Origin of the sequence: Streptomyces sp. NPDC051677 (genome assembly GCF_044453465.1) — a bacterium.
In the GTDB taxonomy this organism is placed as follows: Bacteria; Actinomycetota; Actinomycetes; order Streptomycetales; family Streptomycetaceae; genus Streptomyces.
The window spans coordinates 18,176-38,421 of record NZ_JBITCT010000010.1 but is presented as its reverse complement, the minus strand read 5'-3'; the positions used below and the strand labels follow the sequence as shown (position 1 = coordinate 38,421).

Annotated in this window: 13 protein-coding genes; 4 read left to right on the top strand and 9 right to left on the bottom strand. The window is 72.8% G+C overall.

The genetic code is table 11. From position 1 onward, the window contains the following. Nucleotides 1–88: 88 nt before the first annotated feature. Both ACIBAF_RS13890 and ACIBAF_RS13885 read right to left on the bottom strand, forming a co-directional pair. Entirely contained in the window at nt 89–1,090 is a 1,002-nt protein-coding gene (locus ACIBAF_RS13890) for a Ppx/GppA family phosphatase (protein ID WP_399463409.1), read from the bottom strand. Between the two features lie 145 nt (nt 1,091–1,235). Then, on the bottom strand, nt 1,236–2,738 hold the full coding sequence (locus ACIBAF_RS13885; RefSeq protein ID WP_399463408.1) for an MFS transporter: 1,503 nt from the start codon (nt 2,736–2,738) through the stop codon (nt 1,236–1,238). A gap of 166 nt (nt 2,739–2,904) precedes the next feature. Between ACIBAF_RS13885 and ACIBAF_RS13880 the strand changes: the two genes are divergently transcribed. Then, nucleotides 2,905–3,456 (top strand): SRPBCC family protein, encoded by a 552-nt coding sequence (locus ACIBAF_RS13880; protein WP_399463407.1) that lies wholly within the window; start codon nt 2,905–2,907, stop codon nt 3,454–3,456. Nucleotides 3,457–3,461: 5 nt separating this feature from the next. Here ACIBAF_RS13880 and ACIBAF_RS13875 read toward each other — a convergent pair whose 3' ends face one another. From ACIBAF_RS13875 to ACIBAF_RS13855, 5 genes are all read right to left on the bottom strand, one after another. Then, nucleotides 3,462–6,278 (bottom strand): NHLP bacteriocin export ABC transporter permease/ATPase subunit, encoded by a 2,817-nt coding sequence (locus ACIBAF_RS13875; protein WP_399463406.1) that lies wholly within the window; start codon nt 6,276–6,278, stop codon nt 3,462–3,464. Between the two features lies 1 nt (nt 6,279). Then, complete coding sequence (locus ACIBAF_RS13870) at nt 6,280–8,502, bottom strand: NHLP family bacteriocin export ABC transporter peptidase/permease/ATPase subunit (RefSeq protein WP_399463598.1); 2,223 nt, start codon at nt 8,500–8,502, stop codon at nt 6,280–6,282. Continuing rightward, nucleotides 8,499–9,305: an HlyD family efflux transporter periplasmic adaptor subunit gene (locus tag ACIBAF_RS13865; RefSeq protein WP_399463405.1), complete on the bottom strand. Its 807-nt coding sequence runs from the start codon at nt 9,303–9,305 to the stop codon at nt 8,499–8,501. Before ACIBAF_RS13865 ends, ACIBAF_RS13870 begins: the two co-directional genes overlap by 4 nt. Nucleotides 9,306–9,392: 87 nt before the next feature. Then, entirely contained in the window at nt 9,393–9,608 is a 216-nt protein-coding gene (locus ACIBAF_RS13860) for a hypothetical protein (RefSeq protein WP_079657910.1), read from the bottom strand. A 476-nt stretch (nt 9,609–10,084) separates the two neighbouring features. Next, the gene (locus ACIBAF_RS13855) at nt 10,085–10,498 is read right to left on the bottom strand and encodes a PaaI family thioesterase (RefSeq protein ID WP_399463403.1); all 414 of its coding nucleotides are present in this window, start codon (nt 10,496–10,498) and stop codon (nt 10,085–10,087) included. Nucleotides 10,499–10,687: 189 nt separating this feature from the next. On the opposite strand from ACIBAF_RS13855, the gene ACIBAF_RS13850 reads away from it, so the two are divergent. Beyond that, nucleotides 10,688–12,235: a S1 family peptidase gene (locus tag ACIBAF_RS13850; RefSeq protein WP_399463402.1), complete on the top strand. Its 1,548-nt coding sequence runs from the start codon at nt 10,688–10,690 to the stop codon at nt 12,233–12,235. A 370-nt stretch (nt 12,236–12,605) separates the two neighbouring features. Here the strand turns inward: ACIBAF_RS13850 and ACIBAF_RS13845 are convergent, their stop codons facing one another. Further along, nucleotides 12,606–14,750 carry a SpoIIE family protein phosphatase gene (locus ACIBAF_RS13845; protein ID WP_399463401.1) on the bottom strand — a complete coding sequence of 715 codons (2,145 nt, stop codon included), beginning with the start codon at nt 14,748–14,750 and terminating at the stop codon, nt 12,606–12,608. Nucleotides 14,751–15,059: 309 nt separating this feature from the next. Here ACIBAF_RS13845 and ACIBAF_RS13840 point away from each other — a divergent pair, with 309 nt between their 5' ends. Then, entirely contained in the window at nt 15,060–17,531 is a 2,472-nt protein-coding gene (locus tag ACIBAF_RS13840; RefSeq protein WP_399463400.1) for a SpoIIE family protein phosphatase, read from the top strand. A 15-nt stretch (nt 17,532–17,546) separates the two neighbouring features. Here ACIBAF_RS13840 and ACIBAF_RS13835 read toward each other — a convergent pair whose 3' ends face one another. After that, a complete protein-coding gene (locus ACIBAF_RS13835) occupies nt 17,547–19,481 on the bottom strand; it encodes a glycosyltransferase family 2 protein (RefSeq protein ID WP_399463399.1) in 1,935 nt (644 codons plus the stop codon). 167 nt (nt 19,482–19,648) lie between these two features. Between ACIBAF_RS13835 and ACIBAF_RS13830 the strand changes: the two genes are divergently transcribed. Next, on the top strand, nt 19,649–20,149 hold the full coding sequence (locus tag ACIBAF_RS13830) for a metallophosphoesterase family protein (protein WP_399463398.1): 501 nt from the start codon (nt 19,649–19,651) through the stop codon (nt 20,147–20,149). Nucleotides 20,150–20,246: the final 97 nt, after the last annotated feature.

The following is a 20,246-nucleotide window of genomic DNA, read 5'->3' as shown; positions in this document are numbered from 1 at the left end:
CGGGACCGCCGCGATCCCGCACCCGGAGGCCGGACGGGCGGAGTGGGGCCGCCCGCCGGCCTCCGGGCTCATGCGTTCCCCGCACGCGTCAGTGTTTCGCCAGGCGCAGGGGGAGCGGATCCGGGGGCGCGTCCTCGTCGGGGAGCCGGGTGAGGTCCGCCCACCAGGACGGCCCGTCCTCCAGGTGGCGCAGCATGACGCCCTCGCGGATCGCCCACGGGCAGACGGTGACCGCGGTCAGCCCGGTCAGCTTCATCGCCGTGTGCCCGACCACCGCGCCGGCCAGGCTCTGTGCGGCGCGCGGCGCGGAGATGCCGGGCAACCGGGCGCGTTCGGCGGTGGACAGCGCGGCCAGCGTGTCGACGGCCTCGCCCAGGTCGCGGCGGCGCAGGGTGCGGTCCATGAAGGGGCCGTGCCGTCCGGGCGGTGCCCCGCACAGCCGGCCCAGCTGCTGAAAGGTGCGGGAGGTGGCCACCGCCGTGCGCGGACCCTCCCAGCGGATCCGGGCGGCCACGTCCCTGAGCTGGTGGCGGACCCTGCGCCGCACCGCGCGGACGAGATCCGGGGGCGGCGGGTCGTGGTCCGCGAAGAAGTCGTGGGTGAGGCGGCCCGCGCCGAGCGGCAGCGAGGCGACGAAGTCCGGCAGCCGGCCCCGGCCGAAGGCCACTTCGAAGGAGCCGCCCCCGATGTCCAGCAGGGCGAGCGGTCCCGACCGCCAGCCCATCCAGCGGCGGGCGCCGAGGAACGTCAGCTCGGCCTCCACCTCGCCCGGCAGGGTGCTCAGCGCGACGCCGGTCCGGGCCCGGACCGCGCGCAGCACCTCGCTGCGGTTGGGGGCGGCGCGCACCACGGCGGTCGCGAAGGCCAGCGGGCCCGCCGCACCCCACCGGTCCGCGGTCCTGGCCGCCGCGGCGACCGCTCGGACGAGCCGTTCCACGGCCTCGTCGGGGATGGGGTCACCGGGCGCGACCTGCTCGGACAGCCTCAGCCGCCACTTCGCCGTGTGCACCGGCAGCGGCACCCCGCCCGCAGCGTCCGCCACCACCAGCCGCACGGTGTTCGACCCCACATCCAGCACGCTGATTCTCATGGACCGTCGAGTACCCAGGCGTAAACCTCCAGCCGCGCACCCTGTTTCGGGCGCCCGGTCTCAACTTCCCCGCGCGACGCAGAGGGACCGCCGTCCCTCGCGGACGGCGGCCCCTCTCCCTGGTGCGGCTCCGAACGAGGGTCCGTCACATGTGGATCACCGGCGCCGCGTCCGCGTCCTGCTGCGGCACCCCGCGCCGGAAGAGCAGGAACGCGATGAGCGCGCCCGCGGCGAAGAAGCCGGCCGACCACCAGAAGGCGGTGGTGTAGCTCTCGATGGTCGCCTGCGCCTGGACCAGCTTGTTCGTCGGGTCCTTCCCGGCGAGGTAGTCGGTCGCGGCGCTGGCGGCGAGGGTGTTCAGCAGGGCCGTGCCGATCGAACCGCCCACCTGCTGCATGGCGTTGACGGTGGCGGAGGCCACGCCCGCGTCCTCGGCGGCGACCCCGCCGGTGGCCATCTGCATGGCGGGCGGCATGACCAGGCCGAGGCCGATACCGGTGATCACCAGCTGCGGCAGCACCGCGCTCAGGTAGTGGGAGCCGACGCCGATCCCGGTCAGCCAGGCCATGCCGCCCGCTGCGATCGCGAAGCCCAGCGGGATGACCGCCTTCGGGCCGAGCCGCGGGACCAGGGCCGTCGTGCCGACCTGCGCCGCGACCATGAGCGCCCCGACCATCGGCAGGAACGCCACACCCGTCTTCGTCGGGCTGAAGCCGAGGTTGAGCTGCAGGTAGTAGGTGAGGAAGAGGAAGACGCCGAACATGCCCGCGCCGGAGATCAGCACGGCGAAGAAGGAGGCCGCGCGGTTGCGGTCGAGCAGGATGCGCAGGGGCAGCAGCGGGTGCGCGGCACGCGTCTGCCACCAGGCGAAGGCCACCAGCAGCACCCCGCCCACGATCAGGAAGCCCCAGGTCTGCGCCGAGTCCCAGTCGTGCGTCTCGGCGTTGGAGAAGCCGTACACCAGGGAGAACAGACCGGCGGCGACCAGGATGGTGCCGGGCACGTCCAGCTTGGAGTTCTCGGCGTCGCGGTGGTTGGACAGCAGCAGCCAGCCGCCCGCGAAGGCGACGACGGCGATGGCCACGTTGACGTACAGCGTCCAGCGCCAGTCGAGCGCGTCGGTCAGGATGCCGCCGAGCAGCAGGCCCACCGCACCGCCGGCGCCGGCGATGGCGCCGTAGACGCTGAACGCCCGGGCGCGCTCCTTGGCGTCGGTGAACGTGGTGTTGAGCAGGGAGAGCGCGGCCGGTGCGAGGAGCGCGCCGAAGGCGCCCTGCAGCGCGCGGGCCGTGACGAGCATCTCGAAGTTGGTCGCGGCGCCGCCGAGTGCGGAGACGGCGGCGAAGCCGACGACGCCGACCAGGAAGGCCGTCTTACGGCCGAAGAGGTCGGCTATCCGGCCGCCGAGCAGCAGCAGGGAGGCGAAGGCCAGCGCGTACGCGGTGACGATCCACTGCCGGTTGCCGTCGGAGAAGCCGAGGTCGGCCTGCGCGGAGGGCAGGGCGATGTTCACGATGGTGGCGTCCAGCACCACCATCAGCTGGGCCAGCGCGACGACCGCGAGGATCCACCATTTCTTGGCGGATGCTGCGGACGGCGGCTGTTCGGCGCCCGTGCGGGTGCCGTCCGTCAAGGTCTTCGAGGACATGGGGAACCACTCCAGGGACGTGAAGGCAAAGAATACGTAAACGAAACGGTTTCGTACACATGGAGGCTAGCCGAGTTTCCGCGAAACGGCAAAGTTTCGTTAGTGAGAGCCTCCGGACATCCGCGCCGCCCCTATGAAGCTCCTGACGAGAAAGGACTGATCCGCCATGCCGACCGATCCGACCGGCACGTATCTGACCCTGGACGACGGCCGCCCCGCCGTCCGCTTCACCCGCACTTACGGCCATCCGGCCGACCGGGTCTGGCAACTCGTCACCGACCCCGGCGAACTGGCCCACTGGTTCCCGTCCCGCGTCGAGATCGAGCTGCGTCCCGGCGGCACGATCCGGTTCAGCGGCGACCCGAACATGCCGGAGTCCACCGGCCGGGTGCTCGCCGTGGACGCGCCCCGCCGACTGTCCTACGCGTGGGGCGGCGACGAACTCCGCTTCGACCTGGAGGCCGTGCCCGGCGACCGCACCCGCCTCACCCTCACGGACGTACTGCAGAGCGCGGACACCGCCGCCCGCAACGCCGCCGGCTGGGAAGTGTGCCTGACCGCCTTGGACGCCAGGGCCGACGCCGCCGCCGGCGAGACCGGCTCCTGGGAGGCGTACTACCGCGCCTACGTCGAGGCGGGCTTTCCCCACGGCGCACCCGTCCCTGACGTCGACACCGACCCCCACCCCGAAAACGACACCGACACCGACACCGACTGAGGCCCCTAGGCCAACTGCCGCCGCACCAGCTCGTGGAGCCGTCCGCTCGTGTCCGCGAGGAGCTGGGCGGGCGGACCCTGCTGGGCCACCTTGCCGTTCTCCATGACGACGACCCGGTCGGCGTCCATCACCGTCGACAGGCGGTGGGCGATGACGACCCGGGTGGCGTTCAGCTTGCGGGTGCTCTCGATGACCGTGCGCTGCGTCTCGTTGTCGAGGGCGCTGGTCGCCTCGTCGAAGAACAGGATGCGCGGCCGGCGGATCAGCGCCTGGGCGATCATCAGGCGCTGACGCTGGCCGCCCGAGACCGACCCGCTGCCCGAGACGATCGTGTGCAGCCCCATCGGCATGCGCTTGATGTCCTCCGCGAGCCCCGCCAGCTCGGCGGCCGCCATCGCCTCCTCGGGCGTGTAGGCCTCGGTGCCGCAGATGACGTCCAGCAGGGAGCCGGTGAACGGCTGGGCGTGCTGGAGCACCACCCCGCACTGCCGGCGCACCGCCGACTGGTCGAGGGCCGCGAGGTCCTGGCCGTCGTACAGCACACTGCCCGAGACCGGCTTGTCGAAGCCGATGAGAAGCCTCAGAAGCGTCGACTTGCCGCAGCCGCTCGGGCCGACGATCGCCACGAACTCGCCCGGCCGCACCTCGAAGGAGACGTCGTCCAGGACGAGGGGACCGTCGTCGGAGTAGCGGAAGGACAGGCGGCGGGCCTCGAGCGCGCCGGTCAGCGGGCCCGGCCGGGTGTTCCCCGTGCGGACCTCGGGCGTGGCCTCCAGCACCGGCCGGATCTCCTCGAACAGCGGCAGCGCGGCCACCGCCGACACGAACGCGCCGGTCAGCGAGGTGATCGAGGTGAGCAGCATCGTCATCGACGTGTTGAAGGTGAGGAAGTCCGCCGCCGACAGCGCACCGCGAGCCGGACCGGCCAGCAGCATGAACATCAGCAGCGAGCACAGCGGCAGGTACACCGAGCCCAGCACCGTGTTGAGGTTCTTGATCCGGCCGAGGCGCTGCTGGAGTTCCCGGCTGCGCGCGAACTGCGCCGCCCAGGCCGCGTACGCGTAGTTCTCGGCCGCCGCCACCCGCAGCTTCGGCAGTCCGCGCAGGGTCTGGAACGCCTGGTTGTTGAGCTTGTTGGAGAGCACCACGAGCCGCCGCTGCCAGCGCACCTGCCACAGGCCCAGCGCCAGGAACACGGACGCGATGACGACCAGCATGCCGATCGCGGCCAACGCCATCGGCACGCTGTACCAGAGCAGCAGCCCCAGGTTCATCGCGCCGACGGTGACGGACTGCGCGACCGACGGCCCGAGTCCCGCCAGCAGCCGGCGGATCGCGCTGATGCCCATGGCGGCACTCGCCAGCTCGCCCGTGGAGCGTTCCGCGAAGAACTTCGTCGGCAGCCTCAGCAGCCGGTCCCACACGGCCGGTTGGAGCGTCGCCTCGATCCGGCCCTCCAGACGCAGGATGGTCAGGTTCTGCAGCAGCATGAACGCCGCCGCGACCACGCTGCTGACCATCACGGCCAGACACACCTGCACGATCAGCCCCTGCTGGGCCCTCGGCACGAACTCGCCGAGCACCTTGCCGGTGGCGATCGGCACCAGCGCCCCGATCGCCACCGTCACCAACCCGCTGAGCAGCAGGTTCGTCAGGTCCCCGCCGGTGCCCCGCATGCTGAACCGCAGCAGGCCGAGCGGGCCCGACGTGCGTTCCGGCAGCGGGCGGTAGAACATGACGGCCCGCGGCTCGAACTCCTCCGCGTTGGCCTTCTCGACCGGTGTCTCCCGCCCGGTCGCGGGATGGACGGCGACGTAACCGCCGCGCCGCCACAGCAGGGCGACCGGCGCGCCGGACAGGGCCCGGTGGCCGACCAGCGGGCCCACGTCGTCCCGCCACCAGCGGCCGTCGAGGCGGACGGCCCGGGCGCGCACCCGGGAGGCGAGCGCGACCCGCTCGACCGGGTCCAGCCGGTCGCTGTCGGCGCCCATCTGCGAGGGCTCGGCGAGGGTGATCCCGGCGGCCCGGGCGACCAGCCTGCAGGCGGCGAAGGTCGCGTCGGCGTCGGCGGCCGTCGTGCGCTGCCCCGACTTCTTGCCGATCGACGCCAGCAGCGTCCGGTCGGCCTGAGCGCGGACCGCCTCACCCGCCTTGATCCCGGCGGCCGTACGCGTCTCGTGGGTGCGTTCCAGCTGCTCGATCCAGCGGTCCAGCGTGGTCAGCAGCCGGTACTGCTGGTCGACCATGGACTGCCACACCGCGGGGTCCATCAACAGGTCGGCGGCCGCCTCCGCGCCGTACAACTGGCCGTACTGGACGCTGCCCGGCGGCACCTGCATCCAGAACACGTCGTCGTCAGTGACTTCCGCCGCCCGCTCGGTGGCCATCGGCGCCTGGAAGAGGATCGACAGACCGCGTCCGACGCCGAGGGCGAGCGCGTACTCCAGGGGGCTCGAAGTCGGCGGCACGTACTGGGGGTTGCCGTACTCGTCGTAGGACCACGTCTGGGTGCTCGCGGGCTGGTACAGCTCGCGCAGGCCGATGCGGTGCATTACGCAGTCGCGCAACGGGCGGGCGACGAGGGTGTGTTGAGGACCGGCGACCGGACCCAGCAGCAGGGAGCCCGCCTCCAGGCGGCCCAAGTGGTGCCAGTGGCCCTGCTGTTCGGCGTCCACCGCGAACAGGTCCAGCGCGCCGGACGCGACCAGCCACAGCACCTGCGGGCCTTCCAGGTCGAGGCGGCTGAAGCCCGCGCAGTCGATCCGCGAGCCCATCTGCCCCAGCGCGGCGAGAACGACGTCGCCCTCGGGTACGGCCGTCATCTCAACGCTCCCTGACCAGGGCCGCGTACGAACCGCCGCGCGCCACCAGTTCCTCGTGCCGCCCGCGCTCCACGACCGTGCCGTGCTGGAGCACGACGATCTCGTCGCTGTCGCGCACCGTGCTGAGCCGGTGGGCGATGACCACGCAGGCGCAGCCGCGCTTGCGCAGGTTGTCCATCACTGCCTGCTCGGTCTCCGCGTCCAGCGCGCTGGTCACCTCGTCCAGCACGAGGATGCTGGGCCGGCGCACCAACGCCCGGGCGATCTCCAGGCGTTGCCGCTGTCCGCCGGAGAAGTTGCGGCCGTCCTGCTCGACCTTGCTGCGGATGCCGCCGGGCCGCCGCATGACGACGTCGTAGAGCGCCGCGTCCCGCAGTGCGTCGACGACGGCGTCGTCCGGGATCGACGGGTCCCACAGGGCCACGTTGTCGCGGACCGAGCCCTCGAACAGGAACACCTCCTGGTCGACGAAGGAGACGGAGGAGGCGAGCGCCCCGCGCGCGATGTCCTCCAGCCGCTGCCCGTCGATGCGGATCACGCCCTCCCAGGGCGTGTACAGGCCGGAGATCAGCCTCGACACCGTGGACTTGCCGCTGCCGGAGCCGCCGACCAGCGCCACCTGCTGCCCGGGGCCGACGGTCAGGTCGAATCCGGTCAGCAGCGGCTTGTCCAGCGGGCTGTAGCCGAAGGTGATGTTCTCCAGCTCGACGTGACCCTGCAGCCGGCGCGTGGAGTCGGCGCCGGAACGGCGGTCGTAGAGCGGGTCGGCGCGGAAGTTCTCCACGTCCTTGAGCCGGGCCACGTCCGCCGCGAAGTCCTGGATCCGGCCCGCGACGCCGTTGAGCCGGGTCAGGGGCGCGGTGAAGCGGGTGACCAGCGCCTGGAACGCGACCAGCAGGCCCACGGAGATATGGCCCTCGATCGCCCGCATGCCGCCGATCCACAGGATCAGCGCGCTGTTGAGCGAGGCGAGCGTCGGCGCGACCACGCCCAGCCAGGCGCTCGGCACGCCCAGCCGCTGCTGCTCCTCCAGCGTGGTGGCGTGCTGCCCCGCCCACTTGCGGAAGTAGCCGTCCTCACCGCCGGTCGCCTTCATCGTCTCGATCAACTGCAGCCCCGTGTACGCCGTGTTGGTCAGCCGCGCGTTGTCCGCGCGCAGCTTCGCCGTCCGGGTCGCGCGCAAGCGGATGACGATCCGCATGGCGACGATGTTGAGCAGGGCCACGCCGATGCCGACGTACGTCAGCTGCGGATCGTAGGTGTAGAGGAGGATCGCGTAGAGGACGACGACCACCGCGTCCACGCCCGCCGACGCCAGGTCGCGGGCCAGGGTCTCGGCGACCGCGTCGTTCGACTGCAGGCGCTGGACCAGGTCGGCCGGGCTGCGCTGGGAGAAGAAGGTCACCGGCAGCCGCAGCAGATGGCGCAGGAAGCGGGCGCTGGAGAGCGTGGACGAGATGATCCGGCCGTGGTGGAGGTTGGCCTGCTGGAGCCAGGTCAGGGCGACCGTGAGGGCCACGCAGGCGCCCATCGACGCGAACAGCACGGTCAGCAGGGAGGTCTGCCGGCCGATCAGGAACATGTCGATGTAGGTCCGGCTGAGGGCGGGTACCGCCGCGCCCACCAGAACCAGCAGCAGGCTCGCCAGCACGGCAGCCGGCATGGTGCCCGCGGTGCCGCGCAGCCGGGCCGGCATCGCGCCCAGCACACCCGGCTTGCGCCCGCCCCGCTCGAAGTCCTCGCCCGGCTCCAGCACCAGCACGACACCGGTGAAGCTGCCGTCGAAGTCCTCCATCGGCACGAACCGTCGGCCCTTGCCGGGATCGTTGATGAACACGCCCCGGCGACCGAAGCGCCGCCCGAGGCCCTCGTAGACGACGTAGTGGTTGAACTCCCAGAACAGGATCGCGGGTGTGCCGACCCCGGCGAGGGCGGCCAGGTCCATCTGCATGCCCTTGGCCGTCAGGCCGTAACTGCGGGCCGCCTTCAGCAGGTTGCTGGCGCGCGAGCCGTCGCGGGAGACGCCGCACGCGATGCGCAGCTCCTCCAGCGGGATGTGCCGGCCGTAGTGGCCGAGGACCATGGCGAGCGAGGCGGCCCCGCACTCCACGGCCTCCATCTGGAGCACGGTGGGCGTGCGGACGGTCTTCACGCTGCTCTTGGGGACCGTGCGCCGGGGCGGCGCGGCGCGCCGTCGGCTGCGGGTCTGCTCGGCGGCGGTCACGGGAGCAGCCAATCGACGGGACGCTGGTCGGCGAGCCGGATCGAACCGGTGGCCATGGTCATGGAGGTGAGCGGGTACGGCGGTCCGTCCGCGGACGACCACCTGTAGCCGCTCTTCGTGCCCGCCGACTTGTCCAGCTTCACCAGCACCGCCACCGGGCGGCCTTCCTTGGTGAACTGCCCGCCCAGCTGGCTGTCGCCGAGGAACGCGGCGATCTGCTGAGCCGACTGGGCCGTGCGGTCCACCGACTTCACATGGCCGCGCAGCACGCCGTACTCCTGCGAGGGCACGGTCTGCACGGTCAGGTCGACGGCCGCGTCCTGCGGTATGGAGGCCGCGTTCTCCGCCGGGACGTACACCGTGGCGTACAGCGGGTCGTCGGCGCCCGCGACCTTCTCCACGGCGGCGACGTTCGCGCCGGTGGAGATGATCTGCCCGATGGCGGCGGCGAGCGCGGTGATCCGGCCCGCGGCGACCGTGCGCACCACGGCGTCGCCCTCGGCCGTGCGCACCTTCAGCACGGGGGAGTTCGCGGGCAGCCGCTGGCCCTCCTTCGCGAGGACGGCGGTGACCTGGCCCGCGGCGGGGCTCTGCAGGATGTAGCTGCCCTCGCCGTGGGTGAGGACGGCGGGCGCGCTCACCGTGGAGGCGACCGAGCCGGTCACCGCCCACACGGACGCGGCCGCCATGACGACCACGGTCACGGACAGCACCAGCCAGCCCTGGGGGCGCGCGAAACGCACCGGCAGGTCGAGCTCCTCCGGCGACTGGAGCTTGGCGAGAGCCTGTTGGCGGAACTGCACGGGGCTTACCTCGGGAGTTTCAGGACACCGATGAGTCCCGGAGCCGGGTGACGGCTCCGGGACTCACAGGGGGTCACAAGGACGCGATCAGAGACCGGCGACCAGGTTGGTGACCGGGGCCGTGTTCAGGCCGGTGACACCCTCGACGGTGCCGACGACCGTGTCGACCAGGCCGGAGACCGGGGCGACGCCGTCCACCAGGCCCGTGACGGTGCCGAGGGCGTTCAGGGACAGACCGCCGGAGACGTTGTCCAGCTCGGCGTCGGAGATCTCGACGGTCTCAACCTGGGGGGTGGAGTTCATGGTGGAACTTCCCTTCACATGGATATCTCATAAGGGGGAGCGGCCCCCTCTGGGGACAGATGACGGCCGCGACCGCCGGTGCCGGGCACCCGTTTCCGGAAGCCGTGCGGCCCCTGCGGTGCGATGGATCAAAGCAGGTTTACGGCCGGCGCAGCCAATCAATCCCCCGTCCCACCTGGGAACTTGCGTCACAGGAACGTTAAAGCGTGCAGGTGCGCCCACGGCTTGTCGGCGACTTCTTCACACCACGGCCGGGTTTCGCTCGGATGAGCGTCGCGCCCCCTCGCGGCGAATCCGACACTCCCGCCTCAATGGCGTGGCCGGCGCCGACGAGTTGTGCAGAACCCCTGCTTCCGGTGACCCGCTTGGGCAGTCGATGTGCAGATTCTCTGAAGCAGGGATTCCGCTCTCCGATCGGAACGGATCGTCGCCGGCCGACCACGAACGGTGTCGATCCGCAATGGGCTCGGAGTGTTTCAGCCCAGCAGGGCGTAGACCGTGCCGGCCCGGGCGGCCAGTTCGCCCGTCCGCTCGGCCGTCATGGTGATGTCCGCGAAAGCCATCCGGCGGCCGAGCTTCGTCAGCACCGCTTGGATCAGGACATCCGAATCGGCCACCGCGCGCTGGAACGAGGTCGACTGCTGGACCGTCGTCATCGGTCCGTAGGCCCCGCGGGCGGACGACACGGCGATCACGGCGGCGGTGTCCGCGGCGGCCATCAACGCCTGCCCCGAGAGCGCTCCGCCCTCCCGTGCCAGCTGCTGTGACCAGGGGAGACGCAGAATCGCCCGGTCCTCGCCCAGGGCCTGCACGGACAGGCCCAGAGCCAGCACCCAGGGCGCGAAGTTGTCGGAAAGGATCTTGTCGGCTTCGGCGGTCGTCATCGTCATATGGGCGATTGTTCCCAGGGCCGCGACGTCGGACGCAGGTCATGGCCGATTCAGGGTTCAGCAAAGAAAGTTGGCAATCGCGATTGAACGCACCACGCGACCCCTGCGTACTGATGGCCAACCAGGCGCCGCTGTACGGAGCTGCCGAACCCCGGCAGCCAGACCCCGTCCCCCAGGAGGTCGAGTTTTTTGAGTCACAAGCGAGTTACGAAGCGCAAGGCCATCGTCGCGGCTGGCGGTGTGGCGGCGCTCGGAGCGGCGGCCATCCTCCTTCCCCAGGCCAACGCCTCCCAGGACGGCGGCTCGAACAACGCCGCCTCGGTGAAGACCCTGAAGGCGGGCGACGCCTCGGACCTCGCCTCCCAGCTCGAGAAGCTGCTCGGCGACGCCTTCGCCGGTTCCTACTACGACACCGACGGCAAGCAGCTGGTCGTCAACGTCGTGAACGTCTCCGGTGACGAGAACAACGTCGTCGTGCAGGCGAAGAAGGCGGGCGCCAAGGTCCGCGAGGTGGAGAACAGCACGGCCGAACTCAAGGCGGCCGCACAGACGTTGAAGACCGAGGCGACCATCCCGGGCACCTCCTGGGCCGTCGACCCCAAGACGAACAAGATCCTCGTCACCGCCGACTCCACGGTCACCGGCAACAAGTGGGACAAGATCGAGTCGACCGTGAAGACCCTCGGCTCGGGCATGGCCACGATCAAGAAGTCGGCCGGCGCCCTCAAGCCCCTGGTCTCCGGCGGCGACGCGATATTCGGCGGCGGAGCGCGCTGCTCCCTCGGCTTCAACGTGACCGCGGGCGACGGCTCCCCGGCCTTCCTGACGGCCGGTCACTGCGGGGTCGCGGAGAAGCAGTGGTCCGACTCCGAGAACGGCCAGCCGATCGCCACGGTCGACCAGGCCACCTTCCCCGGCGACGGCGACTTCGCGCTTGTGAAGTACGACGACCCCAACACGCAGGCGCCCAGCGAGGTCAACACCGGCCAGCAGACCGTCGCGATCAGCCAGGCCGCCGACGCGACGGTGGGCACGCAGGTCTTCCGGATGGGCAGCACCACCGGTCTCAACGACGGTCAGGTCCTCGCCCTCGACGCCACGGTGAACTACCCCGAGGGCACCGTCACCGGCCTCATCCAGACGGACGTCTGCGCCGAGCCCGGCGACAGCGGCGGCTCGCTGTTCACCCAGGACGGCCAGGCGATCGGCCTGACCTCGGGCGGCAGCGGCGACTGCACCGCCGGCGGCGAGACCTTCTTCCAGCCGGTGACCACCGCCCTGACCGCGGTCGGCGCGACCCTCGGCGACGGCGCCGGTGCGGGCGCCGGGGCCGGTGGCGGCGACGCGGGTGCCGGCGCCGGTGCTGTGGACGAGAACGGTGACGGCATCGACGACAACACGGGCGAAGCCATTCAGGGCGGCGGCGCGGGTGCCGGTGCGGGCGCCGTGGACGAGAACGGTGACGGCATCGACGACAAGACCGGCGAAGCCATTCAGGGCGGCGGCGCGGCGGCCAACGGCGGTCAGGACCAGAACGCCAACGGCGGCCAGGACCAGAACGGCAACGGTCAGGACCAGAACGCCAACGGCGGTCAGGACCAGGCCGCTGACGGCGGCCAGGCGGCCAACGGCGGTCAGGATGCGACCGGCAACGGTCAGGACCAGAACGCCAACGGCGGCCAGGACCAGAACGGCAGCGGCCTGCAGGACGGCTCGGGGCTGAACGAGTCGCACTGACACCGCATCACCCCTTGAGACGGTCCGACCCTCCGGCGGGGGTCGGACCGTCCGCGTCTCCCGCTCCCGCTCCCGCTCCCGCGCCCGCTTCCGCTTCCGCTTCCGCTCCCGCTCCCGCTTCCGCTCCTGCTCCTGCTCCCGCTTCCGCTTCCGCTTCCGCTTCCGCTTCCGCTCCCGCTTCCGCTCCCGCTTCCGCTCCCGCTTCCGCTTCCGCTTCCGCTTCCGCTTCCGCTCCCGCTTCCGCTCCCGCTCTTGCTCCCGCTTCCGCTCCCGCTTCCGCTCCCGCTTCCGCTCCCGCTTCCGCTCCCGCTTCCGCTCTTGCTCCCGCTTCCGCTTCCGCTCCCGCTCACACGAGGGCGGCGACGCCCCGTCAGCCGTCGTCCTCTCGCGCCCGCAGCAACAGCAGCGCCACGTCGTCGATCCGCTCCTCCGCCGCCGCGTAGTGCCCCACCAGCTCGTCGGCCAGCTCCTCCAGCGGACGGCGCCCGGCCTCACCGAGCCGTCGCCCCAGGTCGGCCACCGCTTCCTCGATGTCCACCCCCGGCGTCTCGACGAGCCCGTCCGTGTAGAGGGCGAGGACACAGCCGGGGGCGAGCTCGACCTCGGTCGTCGGATACGTCGCCGAGGCGTCGATCCCCAGCAGCGGACCGCCCGCGAGGTCCAGGACGCGCACCCGGCCGTCCGCCCGGCGCAGCAACGGCGGGGGATGCCCGGCCCGGGCCATCACCGCCCGCCCACGGGCCGGGTCCAGCCGCAGGTACAGGCAGCTGGCGAACAGCTCGGTACCGAGGTCGATCAGCAGCCGGTTGGTGCTGCGCATGACCTCAGCGGGCTCCTGCCCGACCGTCGTGTACGCGCGCACGGCGGTCCGGATCTGCCCCATCAGCCCGGCCGCGGTCACGTTGTGGCCCTGCACGTCCCCGATCACGGCCGCCGGCAGCGGCTGCGAGGGCACCAGGTCGTAGAAGTCGCCGCCGATCTCCATGCCCCGCGTCGCGGGCAGATAGCGGGCGGTCGCCTCGATGCCGGGCAGCGACGGCAGCGAGGGCGGCAGCAGCGCCGCCTGCAGCCCGTGCGCCAACCGGTGTTTCACGTCGTACAGCAGCGCCCGGTCCAGGGCCTGCGCGATCAGCCCGGCGAGGCTGGTCAGCACCGCGCGCTCGTGCGTGGAGAACGGATGCGGCTCCGCGTAGGCCAGCACACAGGCGCCCACCGGGCGGCCGGAGGCGATCAGCGGCAGAAAGGCCCAGGCGGCGAAGCCGTCCGCAGTGCTCTGCCGGGCCGGGTAGAGATGCTCCAGCTGCTGCCGGGAGTCGAAGAACGCCGGGACGCCGTGCGCGACGGCACGCGCGCCCGGCGTCGGGTCGGTCAGCGGCATCCCGTCGAACCGTTCCACGGTGTGCGGGTCGGGGTACCCGTGGTGCCCGAGCACGTGCAGCCGGCCCGCCCGCGCGCCGAGCAGCGCCAGCGCCTGGCTGCCCACCGCCGGCGCGATCTCGTCCGCGACCAGCTGCACCACGTCCTGCACGCTCACCGTCTCGGTGAGCGCCCCGGCCAGACTCAGCGCCTGCGACATCGACACGAGCCGGGTCGGCGCGTCCCCGGAGCGGGGTTCGGACGCGCTCATCTGCGTCACCGACCGGGCCCGGCTGATCCGCAGGCTGAGCCCCGTGGTGCTCGGATACAGCCGGAACGACAGCCACTCGGAGGGCGGGCGCAGCGCCACGAACGAGGTGGCGTCCTGACTGATCAGCGCGGCCCGGTAGCGCTCCTCGTACACGGGATCGTTCAGCCATGGCACGGCCGCCCACAGCTGCGTGCCGAGCAGCCCGCTCACTGGGACGCCGAGCAGCTCGGACGCGGCGGCGTTGGCGAAGCCCACCCGCCCGCTCAGGTCCAGCGAGCACATCCCGTACGGCAGCCTGGCCACCATCCGGGCCGCCTCCAGCGAGCCGAGCGTGTCGGAGACGCCGCCCAGCGGCCCCGCGTCCAGCAGATCCGACTCCGCGCGCACCGAGCGGTGCTGCGCCGCGGCGCGCTCCAGCCTGAGCGCGAGCCGCTCGCAGGCCGTCGTCAGCTCCTGACGTTCCCGGTCCGACAGCTCCGCCGGATGGGAGCCGGGCCAGGTGACGAAGACCGCGCCGTACACCCGGGACCCCGTCGCCACCGGCAGCGCGGCCAGCGCGAAGGGATACGGCAGGACGACGGCGATCCGCGGGTAGTTGCGGGCCATGTCCTCCTCCCCGCTCACCCACACCAGCCGCCGCTCACGCACCGCCTCGGCGACCGGGATCGGCGCGTTCAGCCCCACCCGCTCCCACGGCGCGGCGAACGCCCGGGGCAGCCCGGCCATCACCGCCATCTCCAGCATCGGTTCGTCGCCCGGACGCAGGTACACGGCGCCGGAGTGCGCCCCGACGGCGTCCATCATCGACGTCAGCGCCAGTGAGAGCAGCGGCCGGCCGACCGGCGCCGTCGCGGTCGCCGGAGCGTGACCGGACGTCTGCTCGGGCACGGCGACCACCTCCCAAGGCGTGTCTCCCGGGTCGCCCCTGGGCCGCGGGGCGACCTGCCATCGGCCGGACGCCCCAGCCCCGGCTCGCGCCGATCCGCAGGACGCGCCCTCGCCCGGCGCCGCGCGGGTCCCAGGCTCCAAATCTCCCCCCTGGCGGCGCGACGCGCACGGCGAGCCGAATTCCCGTGCACAGTCGATCGCCGGCAGCGCGCGACCTCAGCCGAACATGGTCGGCTCTTTCGGGCGTCGGCCTCCACGGATCGGACACAGGGGCTGCGCGGCGGGCGCGTAGGCGCTGTAATTGCGGACGTGGTCAGTGAGGGGTCCGCAGAGCGCAGAACGGGACCCGTGCGCGCCGAGATCGCCCTCAAGACGATCACGGCCGATCCCGCCTCACCCGAACGGGTGCGACGCACGCTCGAACAGGCACTCGTCTTCGCGGGCGCGTCCCTCGCCGCCGTCTACACGCCCGGCGAGGACGGCGAGTCGCTCTGTCTGGCGGAGTCCGCCGGAGTCCCCCGCACGCTGTACGGGCTGCGGGAGAGCTATCCGCTCGCCGGGCGCTCGCCGGCCGCCGACGCCCACCGCACCGGGCGGCCGGTGTGGCGGGGCCCCGGAGAGCTCGCCGACTGCGCGGAGTCACGGCGGATGCCCGCCCGGGACGTCCATCTGGCCGCCGTGCCCGTCGGCGAGGGCCCGCAAAGCCCCTCCGCGGCCGGCTGTCTGCTGGCCGTCAGCGAGCGCCCCGGCGGCTTCGACGCCGACGACCGCAGCTGCCTGGAGCTCGTCGCCGAGGCCGTCGCCCTCCCCGTCCCGGCCGCCGCCCCGGCCGTCCCCGCCGAGGGCGAGGCGCCGCGCGCGGGCGCCTTCAACCTGGCCATGGACACCGGCCGCGTCGCCGTCGCCGACGACATCCTGGAGCTGTTCGGCCTGCCCCGGGAGGAGTTCGACGGCCGGGTGGAGACCCTCCTCGGGCTCACCGTCCCCGAGGACCTGCCCTCGCTGATGTCCGTCGTCGAGGCCGACCACCTGTCGGTCGGCGACCGCGAGCTGGAGTTCCGGGTGCTCCAGCCCGCCGGGCCGCCGCGCTGGCTCAGACTGCGCGGCCGTCTGCTGCCCGGCGGCGACGGCCGCCCGGCGCGGCTCCTCGGCACCGTCGCCGACGTCTCCACCCTGCGCGACGAGGTCACCGACGTCGCCCGCGTGCAGCGGCTGGCCGCGGCGCTCGCCACCGCCGGCACCGTCCGCGACGTCGGCCAGGCCGTCGTCGCCGCCCTGCGGGGGCCGCTGCGGGCCGACCGGATCGCGCTCGCCGAACTGGAGAACGAGCGGCTCGTGGTCACCGTCCTCGACCCGCCCGAACCCGAGTCCTGGCCCGAGCTGTGGCAGCTGGAGTGGCGCTCGGAGTGGCCCGACGCGCCGGTACGGACCATGCCCTCCCTCGCCGCCGCCCTGCGCGAGGGCCGGGCCCGGATCTGGCCCGCCGGCACCGCACTGGAACCGGCCCTCGCCGAGGTGGGCCCCGGCGGCCTCGCCGTGCTGCCGCTGGCCGCCGGCGGCCGCACGGCCGGCGCCTGTCTGATCGGCTGGGACGAACCGCACGACTTCGGCCCCGACGAGCGCGCCCTGCTCACCGCCTCCGCCGGACTCGCCGGCGAGGCCCTCATGCGGGCCCACGCCTTCGACGCCGAGCACGAACTCGTCGGCATGCTCCAACGCCAACTGCTCCCGCGCCGTCTGCCCCCGCTCCCGGGCGCGACCGCCGTCGCCCGCTACCTGCCCGCCACCGCGGGGCTGGAGCTCGGCGGCGACTGGTACGACGTGATCCCGCTGCCCGACCACCATGTGGCCCTCGTCATCGGCGACGTCCAGGGCCACAGCGCGGGCGCCGCCACCCTCATGGGCCAGATGCGCACGGCCCTGCGCGCCTACGCGGCCGAGGGCCACCCGCCGGACGTGGTCGTCGCCCACGCCAACCGGCTCCTGCTGGAACTGGAGACCGACCTCTTCGTGACCTGCTGCTATGTCGACGTCGGCATGGAGGAGGGCACCGCCTGGTGCGTACGGGCCGGGCACCCGCCGCCCGTCCTGCGTCACCCGGACGGCTCCACCGACATCGTCGAGACGGACGGCGGCCCGCCGCTCGGCGTCGTGACGCAGGCCGAGTTCCCGATGACCCCGTTGCGGCTGCTGCCCGGCGCCGTCCTCGCGCTGACCACGGACGGCCTCGTGGAGTCCGCCGACCTGGACATCACCACCGGCCTCGACCGCCTCGCCCACGAACTGTCGGTCGCCGACCCCGCCCACCTCGGCCTCGTCGCCGACGCCCTGCTCGGCAACGCCCATCGCGGCGACGACATCGCCCTGCTCCTCGTCCGCTACGACGGCATGGCCGTCAAACCGCTGCGCGACGGCTGGACGGTGTGGCGCGTGCCGGAGGCGTCCCGGCACGCCCGCCGCTTCACCCGGCGCACCCTGCGCGCCTGGGGCGTCACCGACGCCCTCATGGACAGCGCCCTGCTCGTCGTCTCCGAGCTCGTCACCAACGCCCTGGTGCACACCGGCGGCCAGGTCCGCCTCGACATCACGCTGATCAACCAGCGGCTGCGGGTCGCCGTGACCGACGTCTCGCCCCGCACCCCCGTCAAGCCGACCGACCTCGGCTGGGAGGCCACCGGCGGGCGCGGCATCCTCCTCGTGGAGGCCGTGTCCGAGGCCTGGGGGACGGTGCCGGTCAGCGGCGGCAAACAGGTGTGGAGCGAACTGCTGCTGGAGCGGTGAGCCGGCCGCATGCCGTCATCTCCCGCGCGCGGTGATCCTTCCGAGCGCCCGGTACAGCGCGCGTCGCACCCTGCGGGCCAGGCGCCGCGCCCCGCCGGGCTGGGGCGACGGCACCACGAGGAGACCGTCCGAGGCGACGTGCAGGGCGAAGGGCAGCGGGTGGAAGCGCGCTCCGTCCTCCTGCGGGGTGAGGCACACCGTCGTCAGCCAGGTCCGGCCCACCGGGTCGCCGCCCGGCAGGGCGACCTCCAGCCGCCCGCCCGGCGACAGCGTCCCGAAGACCTCCCGGGAGCCGCCGCGCTTCACCCCCGTCAGCCGCAGCAGCACGTCGACGGCCTCGGGCACGTAGAGGGGCAGCACCACCCGGAGGCGGTCCCCGGCGAGGGTGACGTCCTCGGCGGCGACCCGGCCGAGGCCCAGCCGCGCGCTCGCATGACCGACGTCCAGTGCGAGGCTCGCGTGCCGGTCGGTCCAGTACGGCAGCACCACCCGGCCCGCGACGACCCCGGCGGGCGGCGTGGGACGGCCGTGACGGGGCGCCGGGCCCAGCCGCAGCTCCTTGGTCCAGCCGCCGAGGCCCATGCGCACCCACGCGTCCCACAGGCCCTCGCCGGGCGGGCCGCCGCTCACCGCGGTGGCGGGATCCACGGTGGCCGTCGCCCGCAGCACGAGCCGCACCCGACTGCCGTCCCCGGCGGCCGGAACCGTCTCCCGGACCACCTGCACCGGCTGGAAGTACTGCGCGGCACTGGCCCGCTCCCGCAGCAGCAGGTCGGGCACGGCCCGGTCGAAGCGGCCCAGGGTGTCCGTGCCCAGCCACCGCACCGCCTCGGCGACGTCCCGCGGCGGCCACTGCGGTGAGCCTCCGGCCGACGGGAACGTCATCGGTCCGCCGTCGTGGGTGAGCTCGGCGGCGAAGTCGATCCGCAGCACGCCGTCGTGCCAGGCGACGCTCTCCGGGTCGACGGCGAGCCCGACGCCCGCCTCCCACTCGGCGAACGCGACGACGTCGTCGTAGCGCCCTTCGGCGGCCAGTGCGGCGACGACCCGCTGGGTCGGCTGCAGCGGCGCCGCCACGCCCGGCCCGAACCGCTCGACGACGATCGCGTGGATCTCCTCGAACAGGTCCTTGCGGTAGTCCTCGGGCAGGTCCAGGAAGCGTCGTCCGCGCAGCCGCTCGACCATCTCCACGCGCAGCCAGCGCCGGAACAGCCCGTCGCGCAGCGGGCCCGGTTCGGTGTACCGCTCGACGACGTCGAGGGCCTCCCGCAGGTTCTTGAAGTACCCCGCCGGGTCGAACCGCTGCAGGCTCAGGTTCGAGGCGTCGTCCCGCCGCACGTGGTAGTAGCAGACGTAGTCGCTCAGCACCGAGACGTTGCCGGCGCGCAGATAGGCCTCGGTGACGAAGACGTGGTCCTCCAGCCGCCGCCGGCCCTCGGGGAAGCGCAGGCCCGTGCGGTCCAGGAAGGCCCGGCGGACCATCTTGTGCGGGGTGAGGCTGTCGATGAGCGGGGTGTCCTCGACACGGGCGTGCCCGCGGTTCGTGCGGAACAGCTCCACCGGCACCGCGCGCCCCTTGCCGGCCATCTTGCCCACGACCACGTCCGCGTCGTGGGCGACGCCGTAGGCGTACATCCGCTCCAGGGCCTCGTCGCCGAGGTGGTCGTCGTCGTCGACGAACATCACGTACTCGCCCCGGGAAGCGTCGATGCCGACGTTGCGCGGCTTGCCCGCCCAGCCGGAGTTCTCCTGGTGGACGACACGGACCCGGGGGTCCTCGGCGGCCAGCGCGTCGAGGCGGGCCGGGGTGGCGTCGGTGGAGCCGTCGTCGACGAAGATCACCTCGTACGCGTCCGGCGGGAGCGACTGCCTCAACAGCGAGGCGATGCACGTCTCGATGGCGGGACCGGGGTTGTAGACGGGGACGATGACGCTGACCTTGACCGGCATCGGGCTCCTGGCCCCCTTGCTGGATCGCTTGCCGTGCGCGGGACGGCGGGTGCGTGTGGCCCGATGCTAACTCCGCCGCCGACGCCCCACCTATCCTGATTCGCCCGAGTTGCTTATTTCGTCCTCTGGTCGCCTTTGCCCTCTGATCGCCTTTGTAGGCTGACGGCGTGCGCCTTCTCCTGATGTCCGACACCCACCTCCCCCAGCGCGCCAAGGCGCTCCCCGCCCCCCTGCTCGACGAGCTCCCGCACGCGGACGTGGTGATCCACGCCGGGGACTGGATCGACACGGCCACCCTGGACCTGCTGGAGAGCCGCAGCCGGCGACTCGTCGGCGTGTACGGCAACAACGACGGGCCCGGCCTGCGCGCCCGGCTGCCCGAGGTGGCGTACGCCGAACTGGGCGGGCTGCGGTTCGGCGTCGTCCACGAGACGGGCCCCGCCCAGGGCCGGGAGGCCCGCTGCGCAGCCCGCTTCCCCGACCTGGACGTCCTGGTCTTCGGCCACAGCCACATCCCCTGGGACACCACCGCCCCCGGCGGACCGCGTCTGCTCAACCCGGGCTCCCCGACGGACCGCCGTCGTCAACCGCACTGCACGTACCTGACGGCCGTCGCGGCCGACGGCCGGCTCACGGACATCGTCCTGCACCGGCTCCCGCCGCGCTGAACGCGACGTCGCGGCTCAGGACGCGCACGCAGAGCCGGGCCGCCCCGGCAGATGCGGCCGGAGGCGGCCCGGGACTTGCGAGTGTGCGTTTCTTCAA

Excerpts from the sequence above, each read along its gene's own strand:
- ACIBAF_RS13855 (WP_399463403.1), bottom strand. The coding sequence starts at position 10,498 with ATGACGATGACGACCGCCGAAGCCGACAAGATCCTTTCCGACAACTTC.
- ACIBAF_RS13875 (WP_399463406.1), bottom strand. The coding sequence starts at position 6,278 with ATGACGGCCGTACCCGAGGGCGACGTCGTTCTCGCCGCGCTGGGGCAG.
- ACIBAF_RS13880 (WP_399463407.1), top strand. The coding sequence starts at position 2,905 with ATGCCGACCGATCCGACCGGCACGTATCTGACCCTGGACGACGGCCGC.
- ACIBAF_RS13835 (WP_399463399.1), bottom strand. The coding sequence starts at position 19,481 with ATGCCGGTCAAGGTCAGCGTCATCGTCCCCGTCTACAACCCCGGTCCC.
- ACIBAF_RS13860 (WP_079657910.1), bottom strand. The coding sequence starts at position 9,608 with ATGAACTCCACCCCCCAGGTTGAGACCGTCGAGATCTCCGACGCCGAG.
- ACIBAF_RS13885 (WP_399463408.1), bottom strand. The coding sequence starts at position 2,738 with ATGTCCTCGAAGACCTTGACGGACGGCACCCGCACGGGCGCCGAACAG.
- ACIBAF_RS13890 (WP_399463409.1), bottom strand. The coding sequence starts at position 1,090 with ATGAGAATCAGCGTGCTGGATGTGGGGTCGAACACCGTGCGGCTGGTG.